This is a genomic window from Halopseudomonas aestusnigri (assembly GCF_002197985.1).
In the GTDB taxonomy this organism is placed as follows: Bacteria; Pseudomonadota; Gammaproteobacteria; order Pseudomonadales; family Pseudomonadaceae; genus Halopseudomonas; species Halopseudomonas aestusnigri.
Genome location: NZ_NBYK01000022.1, coordinates 1 through 23,972, shown reverse-complemented (window position 1 = coordinate 23,972; position 23,972 = coordinate 1). Strand labels below are relative to the sequence as shown.

Sequence of the window (23,972 nt, the reverse complement as noted above, 5' to 3'; positions counted from 1 at the left end):
TCGAGCCCGGCACAACCAAAGAGTTCGTGTGGACCTTCCCTAAGGCGGGCAGTTTGAGCTTCGCCTGTACATTGCCTGGGCATTACCAGGCGGGGATGGTCGGTGAGTTTGCTCTGCGTTAGTCCGGCATCGGTGCTACCCGTTGGCCGCGAGCTGGGTAGCACCGATCTGACGAACCTTACTGCGATGTAGTTTTCACGTCAGCGTACCGCCAGCTGCACCTCATTAGCATCGGGACTCATCCCTCCTCAACACCTCAGAGGCACACCATGAAACTCAGACCCGCTTTCATAATCACCACCCTTGGCTTGCTGCTCAGTGCTGCCAATGCGCTGGCCAGCCCGGGCCACAAGAAAGACAGTATTGGGCAACCGGGAGACGGTCAGGCAGTAGATCGCACCATCGAAGTCCGGATGGGGGACATCTTCTTCGAACCCAAAGCAATGGAGATCAAAGCAGGCGAGACAGTTCGCTTCGTCCTGAAAAATGACGGTGCACTGCTACACGAATTCAATCTTGGCAAAGCGGCATCCCATGCCGCGCACCAGAAAGAGATGGCCGCGATGTTTCAGAACGGCACGCTGTCCCCTACAGGTGCACATGACATGAGCAATATGGGCCATGCCATGGGCGGCATGAAGATGGTCGGTATGGAACACGATGACCCCAACAGTGTTCTTGTCGAACCTGGAGCACGCGAAGAGTTGATCTGGACCTTCTCCGCCGCCACCGAACTGGAGTTCGCCTGCAATATTCCAGGACATTATCAGTCGGGAATGGTCGGTAAGGTGACCGTACGCTGACGTTTATTGATACTCGTAAACTCCGTCCAGTCTGAGACACCTATACTGATCCGGCCGCCATTGAAACGAGGCTATTGTCGTGGACCATACCCATCACACCAGTACCACTGAGCCGCCTTTTTGGAAGAGCAAGATTGGCATTGCGCTGATCATGCTGGCCGTAATCGGCATCTTCTATGTAGCGCGTGAGCATTACGGTCATCTTTCGCAGGCCCTGCCGTACCTCATCCTGCTGCTATGCCCGCTGATGCATCTGTTTGGCCACAATCACGGCGGGCACTCCCACTCCAGCAGCACCGCTGTTTCCAAGGACGAAGAAAGGACATAGATCGCATGCAAAAGACCTCCTGCCATCATGACCAGGATCATTCACATAACTCGCACGCCCACTCCGAGAGCCAGCGCGACCCGGTGTGTGGCATGGAGGTCAAACCTGATGGCCCTTATCGCGAGAGCTTTGAAGGGAAGGCCTATCATTTCTGCAGTGCGAAGTGCCTAGAGAAATTCCAAGCAGATCCTCATCAGTACATGAGCCATCAGTCTCATGGGGAGCATCACCAGCACGCGACTCCAGCACCCACATCGACACCTGTAGGTGCTGAATACACCTGCCCGATGCATCCAGAAATCCGTCAACCGGCTCCCGGAAACTGCCCGATCTGCGGGATGACGCTGGAACCTGTCATCCCGGAGCTGGAAGAGGAGGAAAATCCAGAGCTGAAGGACTTCTCGCTGCGGTTCTGGTGGACCCTACCGTTGACCGTCATCGTGACCGTATTGGCGATGGCCGGCCATTCCTTGCAACTGTTTCATGGCACGACCCAGAACTGGGTCGAGCTGGCTCTGGCGACGCCCGTGACGCTATGGGGTGGCTGGGTATTCTTCACCCGCGGCATCGACTCCATCCGCCACCGCAGCCCCAACATGTGGACCCTGATCGGTTTGGGAACGGCCGCTGCCTACCTCTACAGCGTGGCCGCTACCTTGGTTCCGCAGTGGTTTCCGGCGGCTTTTGCCCAGGACGGACGTATCGGCGTCTATTTTGAAGCAGCCGCGGTGATTATCTCACTCACGCTGTTGGGCCAAATGCTCGAACTCAAGGCCCGCTCGCAGACTTCGGCAGCCATCAAGTCACTGCTGAGGCTGGCACCAAAGACTGCGCGTCGCATCAAGCCCGATGGCCAGGAAGAAGATATTCCGCTGACACATGTCCATCAGGGCGACCACCTACGTGTCCGGCCGGGAGAGAAAGTCCCGGTGGACGGTACGGTTCTAGAGGGGGAGAGCGCCGTCGACGAGTCGATGCTTACCGGAGAACCGTTACCCGTGACCAAGCGGGTAGGGGATGCCCTTATCGGTGCCACCCTGAACACCCACGGCAGCCTGGTGATGGAGGCGCAGAAGGTCGGTGCCGAGACCATGCTGTCGCAGATCGTTCAGATGGTGGCCAGAGCCCAACGTTCCAAGGCCCCCATGCAGCGTATGGCTGATGCGGTGGCAGGGTATTTCGTGGTCGGGGTGATCCTGATCGCGATTCTGACCTTCTTCGGCTGGGGGCTATTAGGGCCGGAATCAGGCTGGGTATTTGGCCTGATCAATGCGGTGGCGGTGCTAATCATTGCGTGTCCCTGCGCTCTGGGTCTGGCAACCCCGATGTCCGTCATGGTTGCGACTGGCAAGGCCGCTAGCAGCGGTGTGTTGTTCCGCGATGCCAGCGCCATCGAAAATCTATGCAAGATCGACACGCTCATCGTCGACAAGACTGGAACCCTGACTGAGGGGCGTCCCGTATTTCATAGTGCGGAAGGGACAGGCGGTTACGACTCCAATGAAGTGCTGCGCCTGGCTGCTAGTCTCGACCAGGGTAGTGAGCACCCGCTGGCTCATGCCATCGTCGATCATGCGCGCGGTCAGGGCATTGCACTGGTCAAACCGGACACTTTCGAATCTGGCTCGGGTATTGGTGTGCGCGGCCAGGTCGATGACCATCAGCTGCAGCTCGGCAACACCGCACTGATGGACGAGGCGGGCGTCGATATTACCCCGCTGCGCAATCGCGCCGAGCAACTGCGTCTGGAAGGCATCAGCATCATCTATTTGGCCGTTGATGGTCGCCTGGCGGGACTCCTGGCCGTTTCCGATCCGATCAAGCCTACTTCTCAACAGGCTGTCTCCAAGCTTCAAAGCGAAGACGTAAAGGTCATCATGGCCACTGGTGATGGCCTCACCACAGCAAGAGCCGTGGCGAAGCAGCTCGGAATCGAGGAAGTGCATGGTGAGGTCAAACCGCAGGATAAGGAGAAACTGGTCGCCGATTTGCAGGGCTATGGCCGTCGTGTCGCCATGGCGGGTGACGGCATCAACGATGCGCCCGCCCTGGCCAGATCTGACGTAGGTATCGCCATGGGCACCGGTACCGATGTGGCGATGAACAGCGCCCAAGTGACGCTGGTCAAGGGAGATCTGATGGGCATCCTGCGAGCGCGCACCCTGTCAGTGGCAACCGTGAAAAACATGAGGCAGAACCTCGCCTTTGCGTTCCTCTACAACGCGATGGGAATCCCGCTAGCAGCGGGGCTGCTGTACCCGCTGACGGGGCATCTTCTGTCGCCCTTGATTGCTGCGCTGGCGATGAGTGTCAGCTCGGCGTCGGTGGTCTTCAATGCTCTGAGGTTGAAATCAACGGACATCGGATAGGCTTCCATACCACCGACCAGGTGATTATTCAGAAGCGCATCTGACCGGAAAATGCCGTACGGTAGTTTCCGGTCCGACCTATCTGTCGCAACACATAGTGACGAGGTGACGTTCGATGGACTGTTGCCGCTGCGGGTAGGAGACTGGTCGTCGTTAACCCATGAGGACTCTCCGTGGCCCGCATTCGCAGACTGATTATCAGCAACTTCCGATCTATCCAGGCGCTCGACTGGGTGCCGGCCCCAGGAATTAACTGCCTCATAGGTCCTGGCGATAGTGGAAAGTCCAGCATTCTAGATGCGATTGACCTTTGCGTCGGTGCCCGCCGGGGCGGCACGTTCGGCGACATGGACTTCTTCGCTCTGAACGTCGAAACACCCATCACCATCAGTGTGACGCTTGGCGATTTGCCGGTATCGCTGATGGATATCGATGTTTACGGCGAGTTCTTGCGTGGATTCAATCCAGGAACGGGAGAAGTCGAAGACGAACCGCGAGCGGGGCTGGAGACCGTTATCACCTTGCTCCTGCAAGTTGGTGCCGATTTGGAACCTACCTGGACACTTTTTTCTGAGCGTGCGGAGCAGCAGCAACTCGAACGCACTCTTCCCTGGAAGGAACGAGCGGCACTAGCACCCGCCCGTATCGGCAGCTTTGCGAGTTCGAACTTGTCGTGGAGTCGTGGCTCAGTGCTCAATCGACTTACCGATGAGCGCGCCGAGCTTGGTGCTGAACTGGCGCGCGCCGCTAGGCAAGCAAGAGCGAACTTTGGCAATCAAGCAGCCGAACATCTGACCCAGACGCTTGAGGTCGTGCAACGCACAGCACAGCATCTTGGCGTTTCGGTCGGGGCTATGCCTCAGGCGCTCCTTGACGCACATTCTGTGTCGATTGGCGAGGGGGCGATCGCGCTGCACAGTGAAACAGGTATTCCGCTGCGCTCCCTTGGCACGGGCTCGTCACGCTTGCTAGTGGCAGGGCTTCAAAGGGCTGCGGCCAGCGCCGCGCCAATTGCCCTGGTTGATGAGGTGGAATATGGGCTTGAACCTCATCGGCTCATGCGATTCTTGGACTCCCTGGGCGCAAAGTACGCTGCCGCTCCGCTGCAGGTCTTCATGACGACTCACTCACCGATCGCGCTGCGCGAATTGTCCGGCAGCCAGTTATTCGTTGTTCGGTCTGGGCCTCAACGCCACAGCGTTATGGCGGCAGGGGAGGCCAACGAAGTACAAAGTACCCTTCGGAAGGACCCAGAGGCATTCCTCGCCAAATCCATTATCGTTTGCGAGGGTGCCAGCGAGGTTGGCTTCGCGCGTGGCCTTGACCAATGGTGGGGCAGCCTTGGCGCTACCTCATTCCTGGCTCATGGTGGCGCTTATGTGGACGCCGGCGGGGGAAGTCCCGATAACAGTCTTATCCGTGGAACGGCACTTCAGAACCTAGGCTATCGCGTGATGGTTTTTGTAGACGCCGACAAACCTTCGACCGCAGGGCTACCTGAAGCATTCTTGGCCGCAGGCGGACAAATTCTGACATGGCGACCAGGTCTCACTCTGGAGGACGAGATCTTCCGCCATCTCAGTGACCAAGCACTCGATGCTCTTCTGGCGAAAGCCGAAACAATAGTGGGTGCAGAGCTGATGAATGCGCACATCCAGACGAAGTCCCAAGGACGTGTGACACTACATGACATCAAAGCTGAAAGACTTATTCAGGGCTACTTGCCCGCGACGCGAGAGCTTTTGGGAGCCGCATCTCGTATCCGCAACAGCGGGTGGTTCAAGTCGTTGACAACCTATCAGGAGGTTGCAAGGGACATCGTCGGCCCGTCTCTACAGAACGCCGACCCGGGCTTCATGGCAGTCACGAATCAGCTCTGGACGTTTACAAGTGCCCCTTGAGATCGATCTTTTCGCTATTGAGCGTGGCTCCATAACAGCCCCCGCAGGTTGTGGAAAAACGCAATTGATTGCCGAGACGCTCATCGCGCATAGGCAGAGCAAACCCATACTCGTACTGACGCACACGAACGCAGGCGTTGCGGCCTTACGGGCACGCCTGAGACGAGCCGGCGTTCCTAACTCCGCATATCGAGTCTCCACCATTGATGGATTCTCGATGCGCCTCATCGCTAAGTTCCCAGCGCGAAGCGGCCATAACCCACAGATCTTACAGCTCCACCAGCCCAACACCGACTACCCGGCAATTCGGCACGCCGCCATGCTGTTACTGCAGGCAGGCCACCTTGCTCAGCCTCTCCGTGCCACTTACGCGCGCTTGCTTGTCGACGAATACCAGGACTGCAACGTCGTCCAGCACGCCATCGTGTCAGGTTTGGCCCAGGTGCTACCAACCTGCGTGCTCGGTGACCCAATGCAAGCCATCTTCGACTTCCGTGGCAATCGACTAGTGCATTGGGCGAATGAGGTGCAGCCCCTGTTCCCCGCGGCGGGAGAGCTGAGGATACCCTGGCGCTGGCGGCTGGCCGGAGCTGAGAACCTTGGGCAGTGGCTGCTCGCCATACGGCAACAACTTCAAGCTGGCCAGCCGGTGGACCTGCGCACGGCTCCGGCAGAAGTGCGCTGGGTGCAGCTCAACGCCGGGACCGAAGTCAAGCAGCGGCTGGTGGCCGCGAGAACCGAGTCACCCAACGCTCGGGGCAGCGTCCTCATCATCGGGGACTCCATCAACGTGCAAGGTCGCCATCAGCTCACGAGCCAGACACCCGGCGCCATGGCCGTCGAAGCCGTCGACCTAAGGGACCTCGTCAACTTCGCCAGGAACTTTAACCTGCAGGGTGCCAATGCTCTGGCACAACTTGCGGAATTTGCTTCAAGCGTGATGACGGGGGTGGGTGCAGCAAACCTGCGAACGCGTGTGGAGTCTCTGCGCACAGGACGTGCCCGAACGCCACCGACCCCGGCCGAGGCCGAGGCCGTCGCATTCGTCGGGGAGCCAACACCGCAGCGAGCACTCCTTGTGCTCAACGCCCTCGCCGAACAGCCGGGGGCACGGGTGTACCGACCGGAAGTTCTGCACTGCTGCCGGTCCGCTATGCAAGCTGTGGCGGGAGGTACAGCCGACTTTCTGAGTGCAGCCATTCAAGCGCGAGAACGCAATCGACACCTTGCCCGCCCCATCGCAAGACGCTCGGTAGGCAGCACATTACTTCTCAAGGGGCTCGAGGCGGATGTCTCGGTTGTTCTGCATCCTGAACTTATGACCGCTCAGAATCTGTATGTCGCCCTGACGAGGGGCGCAAGGCACGTAGTGGTGTGTTCATCGAACCCCATCCTGATGCCTGTGAACAACGGCTGAGCCTTATTGTTGCGTTTGCGCACTTGACCTTGCCATCGTGTCAAGGTCGATACTGTCTGTGCGGTAACTTGAGCCGCGGACGAAATGAGGTGAGAGAGATGTTCAGCCTGAATGTTTCGGGTATGGGTTGTGGCAGCTGCGTCAGCAAAATCACGAAGGCCATCCAGACGCTGGATCAGGACGCACGCGTAGAGGTGGATCGGGCAGCCGGCAAGGTCACTGTAGAGAGCACAGAAAGTGCCGAATCGATCCGCGAGCTGATCCAGGAGCTTGGTTATGCGGCCCAGGTCAGCGCTTGAGCGCTGGCCTGCCGACCGACTAAATCTCCAGTTCTGAGAGCTCTTTCAGCCCGTGGATACTGGTGACCTCGTTAGTAATACCTTCTTCCCCATCTCGGCCGCGAAGCCAGTTTGAGTGATTGCCTGGCTCGCGCATTTCCAGCGTGTCATAGGAGTAGCGCTTTCGCTTGAACAGGCTTTTCAATGCGGCGAACTCGTGGCTTTTCTCGTCTTCTATTCCGACGACTTTTCCTACAAGCGCCTCCCAATGACCTACGCCGTCGGCCAGCATCGCCTGGTAAGTCTCTGGGTCCAGCAAGGCTTGCTGTTTGAAATGAATGATGCGGTGTGTCATAGACGCGCTCGGGAGTGGCCAAAGAGAAGTCGCTAGCCTATAGGTTCCGGGTCATTCGTGAATAGTTGCCCTGAGCTTTAGCAAACCTTCGTTGACCCACAATTTCAACCAAGTTGCGGCCTGCAGGGGGGCTTGCTCTCCATGTATTGCGCTCAATGACTCGCAGAGTTCGGCGAACGATCCACCCTCGACGAAAAACCGCAATGCTGACGCCTCTTCTGGCTCCAGGCTTCGGTACTGGCATACGAGGTTATGACGCCAGACCAGACAGTCTCGATTCCCGGCTGGTTGGGTGGCAACGGGAAGCAGATCCCCAGACTTGGCAGCCTTCCACAGCGCCAGGGTGTTGTACTGCAATCGCAGCCATCTGGCAGATGGAGTCAGGGAAACCCTGAATGAAACCCAGTCTTCAGCCGAAAACTCACTGATGGCCTGCAGTGAAAGCGCTTCGACGTCCTGCGCATCGAAAGCCAGTGTAAAAGTCCACTCAAGCTCCGCGAGTTCGCGAATCGGTGAAAGTTGAGGTTCCGCAATGTAGCTGCCAATAAACTCGGGCAGCTTCTCACCAAGCCAGCGAATGCTGAAATGCCGTGGTGGCCAGGCGGTGAAATAGGCCAGTGCGAGTTGCTCGAACGACTCTTCTCCCAGCCATTGCTGCAGCGCCGGGAAATCCTCGCGCAGCACCGCCAGCAGGCGCGAGCGATAGGCGTTATGGTAGATCCGCAGGCCTTCGAGGGCACTCAGCGCAGTGCAACCCCGGACTTGCTCCAAAAGCTCGTTGGAGGGCAGGGCACCATCTGTCAGGTAAGTTTCAAATGCAGTCTGTAAGGCGCTCAGGCTCAAAGGGTTGCCCTCGATATCACGCCATTGGCGATAGCTCGGGCATGCTCCAACTCGGATAACAGATCCTCGAACGGTGGAAAATGATCATCCCGCTCGATCAACGTCGACGTTGGACCCAAGTAGCTCAAAGTCTTGCTGTAGAGCGCCCAAACCGGGTCAGCGATGGGCTGGTCGTGGGTGTCGATGAGGTATTGCCCGTAATCGCTATGCCCGGCCAGATGAATTTGACGAATCCGCTCGTGCGGCAATTCCAAGATGAACTGCCATGGGTCAAAATCCTGATTTCGTGCGCTGACGTAGACGTTGTTCACGTCAAGGAGCAATTCGCAACCGGTCAGGAAACTCAGTTCCGAGAGAAACTGCGATTCGCTCATGCTGGACGTCTTCCACTGCACGTAAGAGGAAACGTTCTCCAGCACAATGGGACGTTCCAGAACATCCTGCACTAGACGCACCCGCGCGGCGACATGCAGCAGGCTTTCTTGGGTAAATGGCAGCGGCAGCAGGTCGTGGAGTTGATGGGCGTTGCCGCGACTCCAGCACAAGTGGTCGGAAACCCACTGGGGCTGTATCCGGTCCGCCAGTTGCTTGAGCTGTCGTAGGTAGCCCATGTCCAGGTTATGTGAACCGCCGATCGACAGCGATACTCCGTGCATCACCAACGGGTATTGCTCGCCAATCGCATCGAGAAAGTAGAGGGCCTTGCCACCGCTCACCAGGTAATTCTCGGAAATGATCTCAAACCAGTCGACCGCAGGTCGCTGTTCAAGAATCTGCTGGTAATACTCACTGCGAAGGCCAAGACCGAACCCCAGTGTTTTGTGCTTACTCATTCAAGACTCCAGCAGGGGAGTGGCAGGCACTCCCCGCAACGGCATTATTCGCTGGTCTTACCACCGGCCTCATCGCACTTGGCCTGAGTCATCAGCTTGAAACCCTGGCCTTTACATTCTCCCTGGCCTTTGCAGGCATTTTTGGCGGTCATGCAGTCGTTCTGGCCCTTGCAACCGTTGACGCCGAAGCACTTCACTTCAGCTGCTTTGGTGTCCTGGGCGGCCTGGACAGGCAGGGTAGCAAACAGGCTGGCGGCCACGAGAGCCAGAGCGGCACCGGTAGCGACGTTGGATTTATTCGACATAGTGACAATGTCTCTTAATTGTTGGTGGTCTTATCCGCGGGTGCGAATGACCCTGAGTAGCTTAGGCATCGCTGCCGAGCATGCCCTCTCAAGAAATTCGCAAGGCTTTATGAGGGCATGAAAGACAGTACCGAGCCTTCTGGATGGGCTACAAGAAAGAAATAGCAACCTGACAGAACCGTAATGTTCGACTCAGGTTGCTGACAGGCCCTCTTAGTTAACGTGACATCGAGCCTAAAGCTCGGCCTCTGCAGTTGCAGGGACCACTTAACTTACGAGGAATACCCAAAATGAAATCGATCAAAGCTCTGCTTGTAGTTACTGCTCTGAGCATCTCCAGCTTGGCAATGGCTGAAGGTGGTGCTGACCGAATCTTCGCGCGCATGGAGCAGGCACGCCAGACGTCTCTGGAGGCCTACCGGGTGGCCCAGCAGCAGAAAGTTGAGGCTCCTGTAGCCAGCAGTCCAACCGAGCAAGCAGAGCACACCAACTGCTGAAGTCATCTACCTTACAGAAATGTAATCACCCGGATGGTTGGGATATGGCAGTTTCATACTGCTCATCGTCGGTAAGGCATTGTGCAATGCACCGACGTGGAAAGTTGAGGGGTAAATCCCCGACATTGAAGCAGCCATGAACCCGAGACCGGGCACACCATCACCGGCTCATTTGACGGATTGGACAAAACGGCATGCAAAGCAAAACCTCAAGGCGCACCTTCGTCAAAGGCCTGGCAGCCACCGGTATTATCGGCGGACTTGGCCTGTGGCGCACGCCGGTCTGGGCGGTGAACAGCCCCGGCCAGCCCAACGTACTGACTGGTAACGAATTCGACCTATTCATCGGTGAAACCCCGGTGAACATCACCGGCGCAGCGCGCACGGCCATGACCATCAACGGCTCGCTCCCTGGGCCGATTCTTCGTTGGCGCGAAGGCGATACCGTCACATTGCGCGTGCGCAACCGCCTCAAGGAGGACACCTCCATCCATTGGCACGGCATCATCCTGCCGGCGAACATGGATGGCGTTCCTGGCCTGAGCTTCCATGGCATCGCCCCTGATGGCATGTATGAGTACAAGTTCAAGGTCAACCAGAACGGCACCTACTGGTATCACAGCCATTCTGGGCTCCAGGAGCAGGTCGGCGTATACGGTGCGCTGGTCATCGATGCCAAGGAGCCCGAGCCCTTCAGTTACGACCGTGATTACGTCGTGTTGCTGAGCGACTGGACGGATGAAAATCCAACGCGGGTACTGGCCAAGCTCAAGAAACAGTCGGACTACTACAACCAGCACAAACGCACCGTTGGTGACTTCATCGATGACGTAAGCGAGATGGGTTGGTCCGCCGCCGTAGCCGACCGTAAGATGTGGGCCGAGATGAAGATGAGCCCGACGGATCTCGCTGACGTCAGTGGCTACACCTACACCTACCTGATGAATGGCCAGGCACCCAATGGCAACTGGACCGGCATATTCAAACCAGGCGAAAAGATCCGCCTGCGCTTCATCAACGCCTCGGCGATGACCTATTTCGATGTGCGCATCCCGGGCCTGAAGATGACGGTAGTCGCGGCCGATGGTCTGCACGTCAAACCGGTCAGCGTCGACGAGTTCCGTATCGCCGTGGCCGAGACCTACGACGTGATCGTCGAACCAGACAGCGAACAGGCGTATACCGTGTTTGCACAATCCATGGATCGCACTGGCTATGCGCGCGGCACACTTGCTGTACAGGAGGGGTTGAGTGCACCAGTACCCAGCCCCGACCCGCGTCCGCTGATTGCCATGGGCGACATGGGTATGGATCACGGCAGCATGGGCGGTATGGATCACGGGAACATGGCCGGGATGGATCAGGGCAATATGGCGGGAATGGATCATGGCAGCATGCAGGGTGGCATGGCTGGTATGGATCACAGCCAGATGGCCGGAATGGATCATTCAAATATGGCTGGCATGGCTGGCAACATGCAGGCACACCCGGCCTCAGAGACCAACAATCCTTTGGTCGACATGCAGACCATGACGCCGACGCACAAGCTGGACGACCCAGGTATCGGCCTGCGTGATAACGGCCGGCGCGTGCTGACGTACTCTGACCTGCGCAGCACCTTCCCTGATCCGGACGGGCGTGAGCCAAGTCGCACCATCGAGCTGCACCTCACCGGGCATATGGAGAAATTCTCCTGGTCCTTCGATGGAATCAAGTTCTCTGACGCCGAGCCTCTACGCCTCAAGTACGGCGAGCGTGTTCGCATCACGCTGGTCAACGACACCATGATGACTCACCCGATCCATCTTCATGGCATGTGGAGTGATCTGGAGGATGCGAACGGCAATTTCCTGGTGCGTAAACACACCATCGACATGCCGCCAGGTTCCAAGCGCAGCTATCGGGTGACCGCCGATGCGTTGGGGCGTTGGGCCTATCACTGCCACCTGTTGCTCCACATGGAAACGGGCATGTTCCGTGAAGTCCGTGTGGATGAGTAAAGGAGATTTCTGATGAGTACTTTTATGAAGCGTAATGCCCTGTTTGGCAGCGCAGCGATGTTCAGTCTTTTGGCTGTTCTGCACGCGCCGACGTCATTGGCAGGTGAGGGACACAGCGAGCACGAACAACATGCTGCCGAGTCGGCTGCGCCCGACGCCAGTGACAAGCCTGCAGATCAATCGAAAGGCAAGGCCGCTGGCCATCAGATGGATCATGGCGCCATGGATCATGAGGGTATGAACCATGACGATATGGGGCACGAGGAGATGATGGATAAGCATGGCGGCACCGAAGCCGAAGCAGGTTCGAACCATGACCACTAGGTTTTCACGCCCGTCCCTCATAGCGCTGGCCGTGTCGCTGAGTGCACTCAGCGGCGGCGTTACCCAGGCTGCGGAAGAAATGGATCATTCGGCAATGGGGCACGGCTCCATGTCGATGGACCACAGCCAGATGGGCCACGGTTCCGCCAAAGCGCCGATGGAGGGCATGGATCACAGCAAGATGGATCATGGTGCCATGCAGAGCGAATCGGGCAGCATGGACCATAGCCAGATGGGCCACAGCCAGAGCCAAGAGAAGGCCCCAGCCATGGACCACAGCAAGATGGGACACGGCACCATGCAGGGACAGATGGAGGGCATGGATCATTCGAAGATGAACCATGGCTCCGCTGAAGCCCCGAGAACTACCAGTCGTACGCCGATTCCCGTTCTGACGGATGCTGATCGCCAAGCGGCTTTCCCGCCACTGCCTGGCCACAAGGTGCATGACAGCGCCATCAACAGCTTTTTCCTGCTCGATCAGCTCGAATACCAAGACGCAGATGAGGGCAGCACCCTGGCCTGGGATGCGTCGGGTTGGGTAGGCGGTGATATCAACCGGGTCTGGTTCCGCTCCGAAGGCGAGCGTACCAACGGCGTTACCGAGGACGCTGAATTACAGCTGCTGTACGGCCGCTCGATCGGCCCTTGGTGGGATGTCGTCGCGGGCGTTCGCCAGGACTTTAAACCGGAGTCGCCGCAGACTTGGGCTGCCTTCGGTATCCAGGGCATGGCGCTTTACGCCTTTGAGGCCGAAGCCACGGCCTTCGTCGGCGAGAATGGCCAAACTGCTGCCCGACTGGAGGGCGAGTACGACATTCTGCTGACCAACCGGCTGATTCTCCAGCCAACTGCCGAAATGAACTTCTACGGCAAGAACGATCCTGAGCGAGGTGTGGGGTCTGGGTTGGCAAATACCGAGCTCGGCTTGCGTCTGCGTTACGAGATTGTCAGGGAGTTTGCCCCCTATATCGGGGTTTCCTGGAGCCGCTCCTATGGCAACACGGCAGACATGGTGCGCGACGAGGGCGGTGATGTAGACGAGGCGCGTTTTGTCGCCGGTATCCGGATGTGGTTTTGAGAACCTGACATGAAAAGAACAATTAAAACTTTGGTGGCGGCCGGCGTGGTCGGTAGCACAGCTGTCCTGGCCGGCGCCTACTTTGGCGTGGTCAACGTGGGGGCCGACGATCCCCATTTTCCTGCAGTGCATGCGTTTCTCACGATGGCCCGTGACCGCTCTATCGAAGTCCGTTCGCGGGACATCGAGGTTCCCAACCTAGATGATCAAGCTCTTATTCGCGCCGGTGCGGGCAACTACAACTCCATGTGTATCGGCTGTCATTTGGCGCCAGGTGTGGCGGAGACCGAGCTAAGCCAATCGCTTTATCCTGCGCCCCCCAACCTCGCCAAGATCGGTGTCGATGGCAATCCGTCAGCAGCGTTCTGGGTGATCAAGCATGGCATCAAGGCAACGGGTATGCCTGCGTGGGGCAAGAGCATGGGAGACGAGTACATCTGGGGCATGGTTGCCTTCCTCAACCAACTGCCGACGATGGATGCCAAGCAATACCAAACACTCGTCGCATCCAGTGGCGGCCATCAGCACGGTGGTGGGGAAACGCAGATGCATAACCATGAAGGACAGCACGGCGACAACAAGCCTGGCCATCATGACAATAGTGGCGGTGGCGATGACCATCATGGATCAGGTGATGCTGGAGAGCCTGGTCATCACGATGCCGCGGCTACGGATAGCGAGGGTGGCTCCGCACCTAAGGCAGGTCACCATTCGGATATGAGTGGCGATGACCACCATGCTGGGGATGAGGCGTCGTCCAACGGAGGTGATCATCACGCCGAGCAGGCTCCGAACGCCTCGCCCAAGACCCACACCCACGCCGATGGCAAAGAGCACGTACATGAAAGCTAAATATCTGGCCTTACTGGCCGCTCTCTCCGTCACGTCTGCGGTTCAAGCAGCTGATGCCCTGACGATTGATGTCCATCGTGATGCCAATTGCGGATGTTGCAAGAAGTGGATTTCACACCTCGAAGCGAATGGCTTCAAAGTCGTCGACCATGTTGAAAGCAACATGACAGCAGTGAAGCAAAGACTGGGCGTCGCGCCACGGTTAGCGTCTTGCCACACCGCGGTGATTGACGGCAAGTTCGTCGAAGGTCATGTGCCGGCGGCTCAGGTCATCGAACTCACCAAGCGCGATGATCTGCTGGGCATCGCTGTTCCCGGGATGCCGGCGGGCTCCCCCGGCATGGAAGTCGATGGCGTACAGCATGCCTACCAGGTCATTGGCTTGACCAAGACGGGTTCTGATCAGGTCGTTGCAGAATATCCCGCCCAGTAGTACTGCCTGCCAGCACGGCCGCTTGTGTGTAGTGGCCGACTCATTTTCATACGTCCTTTAACCTAAGTAAAAAAGGCGCCCTAGGGCGCCAAGGGCTGTCTCCAAACCAAAGGAGCACTACGAGGGGACAGCAGGACCAAGGAGCGAGCGGGCAATCAACCCGCTCGCTTGCCAGGGTTAGAGAACTTCCAGCGGGTACTCGACAATCAGGCGGAACTCATCCAAATCCGACTCGAAGTCGGTGGCGCGAGTCGTGGCTTGTCGAATGCGAAAGGACATGTCCTTCAACGACCCAGACTGCACAACGTACTTGGCCTCGATGTCCCGCTCCCAGCGCTTCTGGTTGGTCAACGGATCGCCGTTGTCATCACGGCGCATATAGACTTCGTTGGCGTTGCTGTAGTCGGCATCCCAGCCCTGGGCATATCGAGTCATGAAGCTCAATCCAGGCACACCGAAAGGCTCCATATCCAGGTCATAGCGCACTTGCCATGACTTCTCCTTCGGCGAGTTGAAGTCGCTGTACTGGATGGAGTTGTCGAGGTAGATGGAGTCCGATTGGCGCAAGTAGTCGAAGTCATCATCGCCATTGTTGCGCTGGAGACCCACCAGCACTGTATGAGCGCCGAATTGGATGCCGACCTTGCCGCTCCAGATGTTGTTATCGAAGCTCCCGAGGAGCTGCCTCCCTTCATCGACCGCCTTGTAGAAGTTCAGCCCGCCGATCAAGGCGACATCGTCCGCAAGCGGGTAGCTCAGCGTGGTGCCCGCGTAATATTGATTCCAGGCATCCTTGAGGCGGCTGGTGTAGAGACTAAAGCCGACGTTGTCATTAAGCGTGTAATCACCACCGAAATAGGCGATCCATGGCGAGTCCACTTCGCCCGCGTAGAAGGTAGCGAAGCCGTCGCGCATGCTGCTGGTATTGGGTTGGCTCATCGAGTGGAGGCGACCGCCCTGAAGCGACAGTCCTTCCACGCTGCTGTTGACCACGGTGACACCTCGGAAACTCTCCGGTAAAAGCCGTGCATCACCGTATTGGACGACCGGGCTGACGGGAAAGACGTCGCCTACCTTGATCTCGGTATCCATGAACCAAGTTTTCACCGCGCCCCCCAGTTTGGAGTAGTTGTCCTCAGCCTGCCCGAGGCTGTTGTAAGGCATCACGTCGACTGAGCCGCCTGCTCCAGAACGGCCGTCGCCGGTGTCAAGCTTGAGCCCTAGCATGGCAAAGGCATCGACACCAAAGCCTATGGTGCCCTCGGTGAAACCAGACTCGAATCTGCCTATCACGCCATGCGCCCACTCTTCCGAATAGCCATTACCCGAGCTGCTGGACTGGCCTTTACGGAAATCGCGGTTGAAGTAGAGATTTCGATTGAGAATGGTCAGGCTGCTGCCTTCGATAAATCCCTCGCCTTTCTCGCCGGCGGCCATTGCAGCTTGCCCGGTACTGACGCTCAGAGTGAGCAGAGAAAGTCCTAACAGGGTTCTGTTATTCATAAATGCTCCTGATGTTATTGGCAGTTGTCATTGTGTGGTCGCATATATGTGCCAAGCGCGCCGGGCATAGCCAGGCACGCCTTGGTCATATTTCCACATGCCAAATAACGTCAGGGTGACTTGGAAATTACATTTCAGTCAGCGCGATGTCATTTATCTACTTTTGATTACGGCAACCTGTCCCGGCTGCCCGGTATTCAAGAATATTCAGATCGCCATTGGAGTCCTCGTAGGTCATCTGGGCCGGCATCACACCGCAGCTAGAGTCCGTCGGGGTAGTGGCCACGACCCTGGCGATATCGAGTTTCATGCCGTAGCGGTAATGAATAACTTCAGGCGGATTCTTTCCGTTAGCGGCAGCATACTCTTGCATGGCCTGCTCATTGGCCTGAATCATCCGACCATAAACACGATCAGCGCCGCCTTCTGCCAGAGTGGCAGAGGAAACAACCATAGCGGCAAGGGCTGCAATAACTTTGAGGCTTTTCATGTTTAATCACTCCTTCAAGGTGGTGATTAAAATATATCAGCTCAACCTGTCATAAAAATGAAGTCAAAGTTACATCGCCGTAATGCTTCCTGCCGCGTTACCCGGGCGAGTCAGCTTGGCGCGTGGCTTGCCCGGGTTTGTAAAGCTATAGCTCCTGCGGTGCGCGAACCTTCTGTGTACGCTGCCTTCGCATCAGCCAGTACGCGGCCGGCAAAACCAACATGGACATCAGCGGCGCGGTAATCATGCCGCCGACCATGGGCGCGGCGATGCGCTTCATCACCTCAGATCCGGCACCTCCGCCCCAGAGGATTGGCAACAGGCCGGCGATGATCACGGCCACCGTCATCACCTTGGGCCGCACACGCAGCACCGCGCCTTCACGAATTGCCTCCAGTAGGGCCGGATCACCGCTGCGCCCGGTATCCACACGCGCATGCCAAGCGTTCTTCAGGTACAGCAGCATGATCACCCCGAACTCGGCCGAGACGCCGGCCAGGGCGATGAAGCCCACGCCGGTGGCCACCGACAGGTTGAAGCCGAACCAGTAGAGCAGCCAGATGCCGCCCGACAGGGCAAAGGGCAGGGTGGCCATGATCAGCAGGGCCTCGCCGAAGCGGCTGAAAGTCAGGTAGAGCAGCACGAAGATAATCAACAGAGTCGCCGGCACCACCCAGGCCAGCCGCGCATTGGCGCGCTCGAGGAATTCGAACTGACCGGAGTAGGAGACGGTCATGCCGGCGTCGAGTTGTACCCGCTCGGCGACGCGCTGCTGCAGCTCGCGCACGGTCGAGGCCAGGTCGCGCCCGCGGACATCGACATAGACCCAGCCGGACAGTCGCCCGTTCTCGCTGCGCAGCATCGGCGGCCCTTCGGTCAGACTAACCTGGGCGACGGTGCCCAAGGTGATCTGCTGGCCGGCTGGGGTGAGGATCGGCATACGCCGTAGTGCCTGCGGACTGTCTCGCCACTCCTTGGGATAGCGCAGGTTGATCGGGAAGCGGGCCAGTCCTTCAACCGTCTCACCAATATTGCTGCCGCCGATGGCGCCCGATACCACCGCCTGCACATCGGCGATGCTCAGGCCATAGCGCGCCGCGGCCAGTCGATCGATCTGGATGTCCACGTAACGGCCGCCAGTAAGGCGTTCTGCCAAGGCCGAACTCACCCCAGGCACCTCTTTGGCCACGGCCTCGATATCGCGCGTTATGCGCTCGATGTCGACCAAGGAGGTTCCGGACACTTTCACCCCAATGGGGCTCTTGATCCCCGTCGCCAGCATGTCGATGCGGTTGCGGATGGGCGGCACCCAGATATTGGACAGCCCCGGAACTTTTACCGCGCGATCCAGTTCCTCGATCAGCTTTTCGGGTGTCATCCCCGCGCGCCATTGATCGCGTGGTTTGAACTGCACCGTGGTCTCGAACATTTCCAGCGGTGCTGGATCGGTGGCGGTCTCTGCTCGCCCGGCCTTGCCGAATACCCGTGCCACTTCGGGCACCGTGAGGATCATCCGGTTGGTTTGCTGCAGCAGCTGGGTGGCCTTGCTGGCCGGCAAGCCGGGCAGGGCTGATGGCATGTACAACAGGTCGCCCTCGTCCATCGGCGGTAGAAACTCTCCTCCGAGTCTGCTGAGGGGCCAGAGACTGGACAAAAACACTAGCAAGGCCAGCGCTAGGGTCACCTTAGGCCAAGCCAGCACCCACTCCAGCACCGGCCGGTATGCACCGATCAGCCAACGATTCAAGGGGTTCTGTTGTTCGCTGGGGATATGCCCACGAATCCAATAGCCCATCAGCACCGGTACCAAGGTGATCGAGAGGCCAGCAGCGGCAGCCATGGCATAGGTCTTGGTGAATGCCAGCGGGCCAAACAGGCGACCCTCCTGGGCCTCCAGGGTGAAGACCGGGAGGAAAGACAGGGTGATGATCAAAAGGCTGAAGAACAGCGCCGGCCCGACCTCGGCCGCAGCTTCGCCGATCACCCGCCAGTGCGCCTCGCCCTGAAGCGGTTCACCGGGGTGTCGAGCCTTCCAGGCCTCGATGTGCTTGTGCGCGTTCTCGATCATCACCACGGCGGCATCGACCATGGCGCCGATGGCGATTGCGATCCCGCCGAGCGACATGATGTTGGCATTAACGCCCTGGTAGCGCATGACGATGAAGGCCATCAGGATGCCCAGGGGCAGGGTGATGATCGCGACCAGCGACGAGCGCAGGTGCCAGAGGAAGATCAGGCAAACCAGGGCAACCACCGCGAACTCTTCCAGCAGCTTGTAGCTGAGGTTATCGATGGCGCGGTCGATCAATTGCGAACGGTCATAGGTGGTGACCACCTCGACGCCGGCCGGCAAGCTGCCCTTCAGGCTGTCCAGCTTGGTCTTCACCGCGGCGATGGTATCGCGGGCATTCTTTCCGGAGCGCAAGATGACCACGCCACCTACAACTTCACCCTGGCCATCCAGCTCGGCAATGCCACGACGCATCTCTGGCCCCAACTGAATGGTGGCCACCTGACCCAGCAGCACCGGAATTCCGCTGGCCGAAGCCCGCAGCGGCACATTGCGGAAATCCGCTAGGCTCTCTAGATAGCCTGAAGCCCGGACCATGTACTCGCGCTCTGCCAGCTCCAGGATGGCGCCGCCGGTTTCCTGATTGGCGCTCTTCAGCGCCGCTTCGACCTCCTGCTGAGTTACCCCATAAGCCACCAGCTTCTGGGGATCGAGCAGCACTTGGTATTGCTTGACCATGCCGCCGAGGGTGGCCACTTCGGCTACGTTGGGCAGGCTCTTGAGTTCGTACTTAAGGAACCAGTCCTGCAGTGCCCGCAGCTGGGCAAGATCATGCTGGCCGCTGCGGTCGACCAAGGCGTACTGGTAGATCCAGCCCACGCCGGTGGCATCCGGCCCAAGGGTGGTGGTAACACCCTCGGGCAGGCGTTCCTGCGCCTGGTTGAGGTACTCCAGCACCCGCGAGCGTGCCCAGTAGAGGTCGGTATCGTCCTCGAACAGCACATAAACGAAGGAGTCGCCGAAGAACGAGTAGCCGCGCACTGTCTTCGCCCCCGGCACCGAGAGCATGGTGGTGGCCAGCGGGTAGGTCACCTGGTTCTCGACAATCTGCGGTGCCTGCCCGGGGAAGCTTGTGCGGATGATGACCTGGGTGTCGGACAGATCCGGCAGTGCATCCAACGGCGTGTTGCGCAGCGACCAGATGCCCAGGGCGGTGATGAACAGGGTGGCCAGCAGTACCAGGAAGCGGTTGCCGATAGACCAGTGGATCAGGCGCGCGATCATGGCTGGTCTCCTTCCTTGCGGAGCTGCTCGATCAGCAGGCCGGAGTTTGTCTGACGTGCGGCGATGCGTACGTGATCTCCTGGCTTAAGTCCCACAGCTACTTCGGAGCTGACCAGAGGAAAAGCCATGGTCATACCTGGCATATTCAGGCTCTCGAAGGGGCCATGCTCCAGGGTGACTTGTTTCCCGTCCAGTGCGCGAATAACGCCGTGAGACACATGCAGCCCCTCCGTGCTGTCCTGTTCTGCATTGCCGGCCAGGATGCCCTGCAGGCTGGCTTCCGAATCGATGAGGAACTGGCCGGAGGTAACGACCGCCTGACCTTCCTCAAGACCGGACAACACCTCCAGACGCCCATCGGCCTCGCGGCCCAAGGTGATTTCCTGGGGGCGGTAGCGTCCGTCGCCTTCGGCCAGCATCACCAATGCACGCTTGCCGGTGCGAATCACGGCTTCACTCGGCACAAGAAGCGTGGATTGTTCGACGGCACTGTTCAGGCGTACGGCGGCGAACATGCCGGGGCGCAACTTACCGGCAGGGTTGGGTAGCTCGCTGCGTACCGTGAGCGTGCGCGTTTGCGGATCGGCACTCGGCAGCAAGGCTATGACGCGGCCCAGCAGCGGTCGATCAGGAAAGGCCGTCAGGTTGGCGCGGATCTCGTCCCCGACCTGGATACTTCCGGCCATGGCCTCGGGTATCGCCGCATCGAGCCAGACACTGGATAGCCCGTTAATCAACGCCAGATCCTGCCCGGCTTCGACGGTCATCCCGGCGCGTACCTGCAAGGCTTGGAGCTCGCCGCTGATAGGTGTGGTGAGGGTTTGCACCGCCCGTGGTTTGCCGCTGCGGCGGACCTGCTCGATCAACGTTTGAGGCATGCCAAGCAGGCGCAGGCGCTCTTGGGCCGCACTTATCAAGCGAGTGTCAGCGGTACGCAGTACCGCCAGGAACTCCAACTGCGCGGCGGACCATTCGGGAATCAGCAGGTCGACCAGGGGGGCTCCGGCAGGCAGCACATCGCCCGGGGCGCGACCGTAAACCCGCTCGACGAATCCGCCGGCGCGGGCCTGGAGGTTCGCCACTTCTCGCTGGTTATAGGCCAGGGAACCCACCGCCTCGATATCCGAGGGCAGTACACCTCGGATCACCATCGAGGTTCGCATTCCGAGGTTCTGCACGGCTTGAGCGGGGATGCTCAGGACAGACGGATCCTGCTCGGATCCTGCGTATTTAGGGACAAGTTCCATATCCATGAAAGGTGACTTGCCCGGTTTATCGAAGCGCTGCTCAGGCTGCATAGGGTCGTACCAATAGAGCACCTTGCGCTCGTCCGTCGGTGCGGAGCTAGGCAGTAGCTCGTGTTTGGCTTGCCGCTGGGCCAGCCAGTAGCCACCGCCCGCCGCGCCAATGCCCACGGTCAGCACCGCGACCGCAAAACCAAATGTCGATATCTTCATTTCAGGCCCTCCACATAGGCGTAGTACAGACTTGCGGATAGCTGGCTCAACTTGCGCTGCTGTTCAATCTGCCGCAGCTGCGCCTCAATCAGGTCGCGCTGGGCAGTAATAACGGATGTGAGCTGGCTGTTACCGGCTTGGTAGGCGGCCAGTTCGAGATCGGCACGTTTGCTTGCAAGCGGGATCAAGGTTTTTTCGGTGCGTGACAAGGTCCTGCGCAGTTGCTCAAGCTCGGCAATACCGCCTTCCAGTTCAGCCTGATGGGCGCGCAGTAATGCTTCCTGCTCGGCTTCCATCTGCGACACGCTTTGTTGTCTGGCGTTGATCTTGGGCCCCTGACGTGTGCCTACGAACAACGGCAGGTCGAACGTGAATTGCACCATCACCATATCGCCGAACTGGTTGTCGCGATTGTTGTAGGCAAACTCAACACCCCAGTCGGGGGTCTTCTCGGCGATGGCCTCGTTCAGCTCGGCGCTAGCCTCGCCGACTCGGGCGGAGGCAGCGCGCAACTCAGGGTGTGAGGCAATGCGTTGCTGCAGGTGCGGTGCCACCAGGTTCAGATTGGGAACACCTCCTTGCAAAGGCTGGTCAGCCTCGTTGCCTATCCAGCGGCGCAGCTTGGCACGAGCTACTGCCACATCGCGATTCAGTTCATCTCGCCGATCTTGTAACGCCAAAGCTTCCTGGTCGGCCTGCAACAGCTCGCCAGGCTGAGCACTACCGCCGGCAATTAGCGATTGCACGGTCGAGCGGAGCATCTCGATCTGACGGTCCAGTTGATCGAAGAGGCCAACACTGCGTTCGGCGTAGTACACGTCCAGCCAGCTCACTGCCGTCTGGCGCTTGATTTCCAACTGCATGGCACGCTGCTCGGCCTCGGCCCGCGTCATGGAGGCTTCGGCCAGTTGGCGACGGGCCAGACGCTTGTCGCCGTTTGGTACCTCCTGCATGAGTCCAATGCGGCGCATGGTCATGGAGTCACGATTAAGTGTGTAACGGTCAGGGCCTTCGATCGGCAGGTTGTCGATGCCTATAATCAGCTTGGGATCGGGCAAGGCGTCTGCGGGCCCTACAGCCTGCTGTGCCGATGCCACCTGCGCCTGGCGCGCGAGGTTCTCAGGGGCACTCTGTTCGGCCAGAGCTTGGGCTCGTTCGAAGGTTAGGGGCTGTGCCTGCGCGGCAAGCCAGGGAGCTGCCCAGAATGCGGCAGCCAACACGCCGAGATAGCCACGGCGTGGAAAAAGGAAAGCGGACATGCTTTCGCCTCCAATGCGATTGATCGAGGTCGCAGCTACGAAACGTGGTCGCGACGATGCGCCTGACTGTAAGGCGCGGGATGATCACGGCATTAGACGAAACGAGGAGGGCGCCAGAGTCCTGCGGGCTCTCGCTTAATCACCGACTGGGTCAGCAATATCTCGGGGCGTGAGGGGAGAGGGGATATGCTCTTGATCACGGTGGTCTGGAGAAGTCCTCCGGTCTTGCATTCCTGGCCGGATTTGCAGGGAGACTTATTGGCCACCCCATCAGACGTGTCCATTTGCTCGCAGCACGGAGCATCGGCCGTTGCATGGCCCTGATGATCGGCGCTCTGCATCGGGCAAGGTTGTGCCGGCATGCTGAAAGCCATACCGCCGAAGGTCGGCAGCACGAGGCTAGCAATCATTACCAGGATCAATCCAATCCGACGCACAGCAATTCACCAAGCGGGGCTATAGGGCGACTTTAGCAGATTGCCTCGAGGCATGAGCGCTCCTTTTGACGATAACAGCACTTCGTTGATTTGGATCAAATAGAGTGTCTAATCTCAAAGGGCGAATCGCCGTGATGGTTCACCCTTGGTTGCGAAGCCGCTCGACAGTAGCCGCAACCGGCGCAGACCGTCGTTGCCGAACATCCGGGATTGGAAAACGGAACTGAATCGCTTTACGATTCAGTTCGAAGACCGCATGATGCCCTTGTAATCAACCCTACAGGTTACACAAAATTCAGTACACCCCCGTAATTGAGGTGTCAGCCAGCGAATTTTCCGGCAATCTGAACCAATTCAATTCTCTGTCGGTGTCACTCAGATCTATCCCCTCCATCGTCGTTATGTGCGATCTGTAGTGTTAAGCTTCAGAAGTACAACTGAACGGAATACAACCTTAGAAGAAGTCAGGTAGACACCTTTCTGTTAGCGATTGTCTGACGCGGTTGTAGCACCTCCAGTATTTTTCGTACTGTTTTTTGCTTCATCCTCTTTTATTTGTTGATCACGGGCTTCTCTGCGCTCTTTGTTTTGTTCACGCAGGTTCTCTACCATCTGCCGGTAACGCATGCTCCCATCTTCTGCATGGACTACCGCAGTAACGTTCAGCGCAAATAAAAACATGAAAATCGTTGCTAGGGTCCTCATGGCTATACCTCTCATCTGAAATGGATTTTTGGGGACTCGTTAGTATGGTACATGGCGTCACCTGTCCGGCTGGTGACGCTGCGATTACAAAAATGTCATGCTGAAATAGATCAACGATCCGACCTTGTATTACCTCAATGTAATGTCCGTTTCACTTTGGTGACAGAAACGGTGTGCCATCATGTGCTTTGGATAATTCTAAAGGCA

General features: G+C 58.4%; 23 protein-coding genes. 13 read left to right on the top strand and 10 right to left on the bottom strand.

Translation table 11 applies throughout. The features are described from left to right. From B7O88_RS17415 to B7O88_RS17385, 7 genes are all read left to right on the top strand, one after another. On the top strand, window positions 1-122 hold a 122-nt coding region (locus tag B7O88_RS17415), incomplete at its 5' end, for a plastocyanin/azurin family copper-binding protein (RefSeq protein ID WP_235821151.1). Between the two features lie 147 nt (window positions 123-269). Then, window positions 270-803: a cupredoxin domain-containing protein gene (locus B7O88_RS17410; RefSeq protein WP_003246762.1), complete on the top strand. Its 534-nt coding sequence runs from the start codon at window positions 270-272 to the stop codon at window positions 801-803. 79 nt (window positions 804-882) lie between these two features. Then, entirely contained in the window at window positions 883-1,131 is a 249-nt protein-coding gene (locus B7O88_RS17405; RefSeq protein WP_003246761.1) for a DUF2933 domain-containing protein, read from the top strand. A gap of 5 nt (window positions 1,132-1,136) precedes the next feature. Next, complete coding sequence (locus tag B7O88_RS17400; RefSeq protein WP_012018611.1) at window positions 1,137-3,500, top strand: heavy metal translocating P-type ATPase; 2,364 nt, start codon at window positions 1,137-1,139, stop codon at window positions 3,498-3,500. A gap of 173 nt (window positions 3,501-3,673) precedes the next feature. After that, entirely contained in the window at window positions 3,674-5,401 is a 1,728-nt protein-coding gene (locus tag B7O88_RS17395; RefSeq protein ID WP_088278016.1) for an ATP-dependent nuclease, read from the top strand. Beyond that, complete coding sequence (locus B7O88_RS17390) at window positions 5,391-6,818, top strand: UvrD-helicase domain-containing protein (protein WP_088278014.1); 1,428 nt, start codon at window positions 5,391-5,393, stop codon at window positions 6,816-6,818. The genes B7O88_RS17395 and B7O88_RS17390 overlap by 11 nt, the downstream gene beginning before the upstream one ends. A gap of 98 nt (window positions 6,819-6,916) precedes the next feature. Beyond that, the gene (locus B7O88_RS17385; RefSeq protein WP_003139539.1) at window positions 6,917-7,117 is read left to right on the top strand and encodes a heavy-metal-associated domain-containing protein; all 201 of its coding nucleotides are present in this window, start codon (window positions 6,917-6,919) and stop codon (window positions 7,115-7,117) included. A gap of 19 nt (window positions 7,118-7,136) precedes the next feature. Here B7O88_RS17385 and B7O88_RS17380 read toward each other — a convergent pair whose 3' ends face one another. From B7O88_RS17380 to bufA2, 4 genes are read right to left on the bottom strand one after another with little or no spacing between them, the layout of a single operon-like run. Beyond that, the gene (locus tag B7O88_RS17380) at window positions 7,137-7,451 is read right to left on the bottom strand and encodes a hypothetical protein (protein ID WP_024616822.1); all 315 of its coding nucleotides are present in this window, start codon (window positions 7,449-7,451) and stop codon (window positions 7,137-7,139) included. A 51-nt stretch (window positions 7,452-7,502) separates the two neighbouring features. Beyond that, window positions 7,503-8,294, bottom strand: a complete 792-nt coding sequence (locus tag B7O88_RS17375) for an HvfC/BufC N-terminal domain-containing protein (protein ID WP_088278012.1) — start codon at window positions 8,292-8,294, stop codon at window positions 7,503-7,505. Next, a complete protein-coding gene (gene bufB, locus B7O88_RS17370; RefSeq protein WP_088278010.1) occupies window positions 8,291-9,127 on the bottom strand; it encodes an MNIO family bufferin maturase in 837 nt (278 codons plus the stop codon). The genes B7O88_RS17375 and bufB overlap by 4 nt, the downstream gene beginning before the upstream one ends. A gap of 44 nt (window positions 9,128-9,171) precedes the next feature. Further along, complete coding sequence (gene bufA2 / locus B7O88_RS17365) at window positions 9,172-9,432, bottom strand: BufA2 family periplasmic bufferin-type metallophore (RefSeq protein WP_004577564.1); 261 nt, start codon at window positions 9,430-9,432, stop codon at window positions 9,172-9,174. A 290-nt stretch (window positions 9,433-9,722) separates the two neighbouring features. Here bufA2 and B7O88_RS17360 point away from each other — a divergent pair, with 290 nt between their 5' ends. The 6 genes from B7O88_RS17360 to B7O88_RS17335 all read left to right on the top strand — a co-directional run bounded on the left by B7O88_RS17360 (window position 9,723) and on the right by B7O88_RS17335 (window position 14,619). Further along, window positions 9,723-9,929, top strand: a complete 207-nt coding sequence (locus B7O88_RS17360) for a co-regulatory protein PtrA N-terminal domain-containing protein (protein ID WP_088278008.1) — start codon at window positions 9,723-9,725, stop codon at window positions 9,927-9,929. 194 nt (window positions 9,930-10,123) lie between these two features. Beyond that, entirely contained in the window at window positions 10,124-11,929 is a 1,806-nt protein-coding gene (locus B7O88_RS17355; RefSeq protein WP_088278006.1) for a copper resistance system multicopper oxidase, read from the top strand. A 12-nt stretch (window positions 11,930-11,941) separates the two neighbouring features. Further along, window positions 11,942-12,253: a hypothetical protein gene (locus B7O88_RS17350; protein ID WP_088278004.1), complete on the top strand. Its 312-nt coding sequence runs from the start codon at window positions 11,942-11,944 to the stop codon at window positions 12,251-12,253. Further along, entirely contained in the window at window positions 12,243-13,334 is a 1,092-nt protein-coding gene (locus B7O88_RS17345) for a copper resistance protein B (protein WP_088278002.1), read from the top strand. The genes B7O88_RS17350 and B7O88_RS17345 overlap by 11 nt, the downstream gene beginning before the upstream one ends. A gap of 9 nt (window positions 13,335-13,343) precedes the next feature. Continuing rightward, a complete protein-coding gene (locus B7O88_RS17340) occupies window positions 13,344-14,186 on the top strand; it encodes a c-type cytochrome (RefSeq protein ID WP_003139525.1) in 843 nt (280 codons plus the stop codon). Beyond that, window positions 14,176-14,619 carry a DUF411 domain-containing protein gene (locus B7O88_RS17335; RefSeq protein WP_003246746.1) on the top strand — a complete coding sequence of 148 codons (444 nt, stop codon included), beginning with the start codon at window positions 14,176-14,178 and terminating at the stop codon, window positions 14,617-14,619. The genes B7O88_RS17340 and B7O88_RS17335 overlap by 11 nt, the downstream gene beginning before the upstream one ends. Window positions 14,620-14,796: 177 nt before the next feature. On the opposite strand, the gene B7O88_RS17330 is transcribed toward B7O88_RS17335, so the two are convergent. From B7O88_RS17330 to B7O88_RS17885, 6 genes are all read right to left on the bottom strand, one after another. Further along, window positions 14,797-16,122 (bottom strand): OprD family porin, encoded by a 1,326-nt coding sequence (locus B7O88_RS17330; protein WP_088278000.1) that lies wholly within the window; start codon window positions 16,120-16,122, stop codon window positions 14,797-14,799. 157 nt (window positions 16,123-16,279) lie between these two features. Continuing rightward, window positions 16,280-16,612 (bottom strand): DUF2790 domain-containing protein, encoded by a 333-nt coding sequence (locus B7O88_RS17325; RefSeq protein ID WP_088277998.1) that lies wholly within the window; start codon window positions 16,610-16,612, stop codon window positions 16,280-16,282. Between the two features lie 145 nt (window positions 16,613-16,757). Continuing rightward, on the bottom strand, window positions 16,758-19,907 hold the full coding sequence (locus B7O88_RS17320) for an efflux RND transporter permease subunit (RefSeq protein WP_088277996.1): 3,150 nt from the start codon (window positions 19,905-19,907) through the stop codon (window positions 16,758-16,760). Continuing rightward, window positions 19,904-21,364: an efflux RND transporter periplasmic adaptor subunit gene (locus B7O88_RS17315; RefSeq protein ID WP_088277994.1), complete on the bottom strand. Its 1,461-nt coding sequence runs from the start codon at window positions 21,362-21,364 to the stop codon at window positions 19,904-19,906. The genes B7O88_RS17320 and B7O88_RS17315 overlap by 4 nt, the downstream gene beginning before the upstream one ends. Then, window positions 21,361-22,623, bottom strand: coding sequence for a TolC family protein (locus tag B7O88_RS17310; protein WP_088277992.1), 1,263 nt, complete (start codon window positions 22,621-22,623; stop codon window positions 21,361-21,363). Before B7O88_RS17310 ends, B7O88_RS17315 begins: the two co-directional genes overlap by 4 nt. 920 nt (window positions 22,624-23,543) lie before the next feature. Then, complete coding sequence (locus B7O88_RS17885) at window positions 23,544-23,741, bottom strand: hypothetical protein (protein ID WP_140418608.1); 198 nt, start codon at window positions 23,739-23,741, stop codon at window positions 23,544-23,546. Window positions 23,742-23,972 lie beyond the last annotated feature (231 nt).

What these genes read in the sequence shown, in the direction of transcription:
- B7O88_RS17410 (WP_003246762.1), top strand. Translation starts at nt 270, where the DNA reads ATGAAACTCAGACCCGCTTTCATAATCACCACCCTTGGCTTGCTGCTC.
- B7O88_RS17400 (WP_012018611.1), top strand. Translation starts at nt 1,137, where the DNA reads ATGCAAAAGACCTCCTGCCATCATGACCAGGATCATTCACATAACTCG.
- B7O88_RS17385 (WP_003139539.1), top strand. Translation starts at nt 6,917, where the DNA reads ATGTTCAGCCTGAATGTTTCGGGTATGGGTTGTGGCAGCTGCGTCAGC.
- B7O88_RS17380 (WP_024616822.1), bottom strand. Translation starts at nt 7,451, where the DNA reads ATGACACACCGCATCATTCATTTCAAACAGCAAGCCTTGCTGGACCCA.
- bufB (WP_088278010.1), bottom strand. Translation starts at nt 9,127, where the DNA reads ATGAGTAAGCACAAAACACTGGGGTTCGGTCTTGGCCTTCGCAGTGAG.
- bufA2 (WP_004577564.1), bottom strand. Translation starts at nt 9,432, where the DNA reads ATGTCGAATAAATCCAACGTCGCTACCGGTGCCGCTCTGGCTCTCGTG.
- B7O88_RS17360 (WP_088278008.1), top strand. Translation starts at nt 9,723, where the DNA reads ATGAAATCGATCAAAGCTCTGCTTGTAGTTACTGCTCTGAGCATCTCC.
- B7O88_RS17355 (WP_088278006.1), top strand. Translation starts at nt 10,124, where the DNA reads ATGCAAAGCAAAACCTCAAGGCGCACCTTCGTCAAAGGCCTGGCAGCC.
- B7O88_RS17350 (WP_088278004.1), top strand. Translation starts at nt 11,942, where the DNA reads ATGAGTACTTTTATGAAGCGTAATGCCCTGTTTGGCAGCGCAGCGATG.
- B7O88_RS17345 (WP_088278002.1), top strand. Translation starts at nt 12,243, where the DNA reads ATGACCACTAGGTTTTCACGCCCGTCCCTCATAGCGCTGGCCGTGTCG.
- B7O88_RS17340 (WP_003139525.1), top strand. Translation starts at nt 13,344, where the DNA reads ATGAAAAGAACAATTAAAACTTTGGTGGCGGCCGGCGTGGTCGGTAGC.
- B7O88_RS17335 (WP_003246746.1), top strand. Translation starts at nt 14,176, where the DNA reads ATGAAAGCTAAATATCTGGCCTTACTGGCCGCTCTCTCCGTCACGTCT.
- B7O88_RS17330 (WP_088278000.1), bottom strand. Translation starts at nt 16,122, where the DNA reads ATGAATAACAGAACCCTGTTAGGACTTTCTCTGCTCACTCTGAGCGTC.
- B7O88_RS17325 (WP_088277998.1), bottom strand. Translation starts at nt 16,612, where the DNA reads ATGAAAAGCCTCAAAGTTATTGCAGCCCTTGCCGCTATGGTTGTTTCC.
- B7O88_RS17320 (WP_088277996.1), bottom strand. Translation starts at nt 19,907, where the DNA reads ATGATCGCGCGCCTGATCCACTGGTCTATCGGCAACCGCTTCCTGGTA.
- B7O88_RS17315 (WP_088277994.1), bottom strand. Translation starts at nt 21,364, where the DNA reads ATGAAGATATCGACATTTGGTTTTGCGGTCGCGGTGCTGACCGTGGGC.
- B7O88_RS17310 (WP_088277992.1), bottom strand. Translation starts at nt 22,623, where the DNA reads ATGTCCGCTTTCCTTTTTCCACGCCGTGGCTATCTCGGCGTGTTGGCT.
- B7O88_RS17885 (WP_140418608.1), bottom strand. Translation starts at nt 23,741, where the DNA reads ATGTTTTTATTTGCGCTGAACGTTACTGCGGTAGTCCATGCAGAAGAT.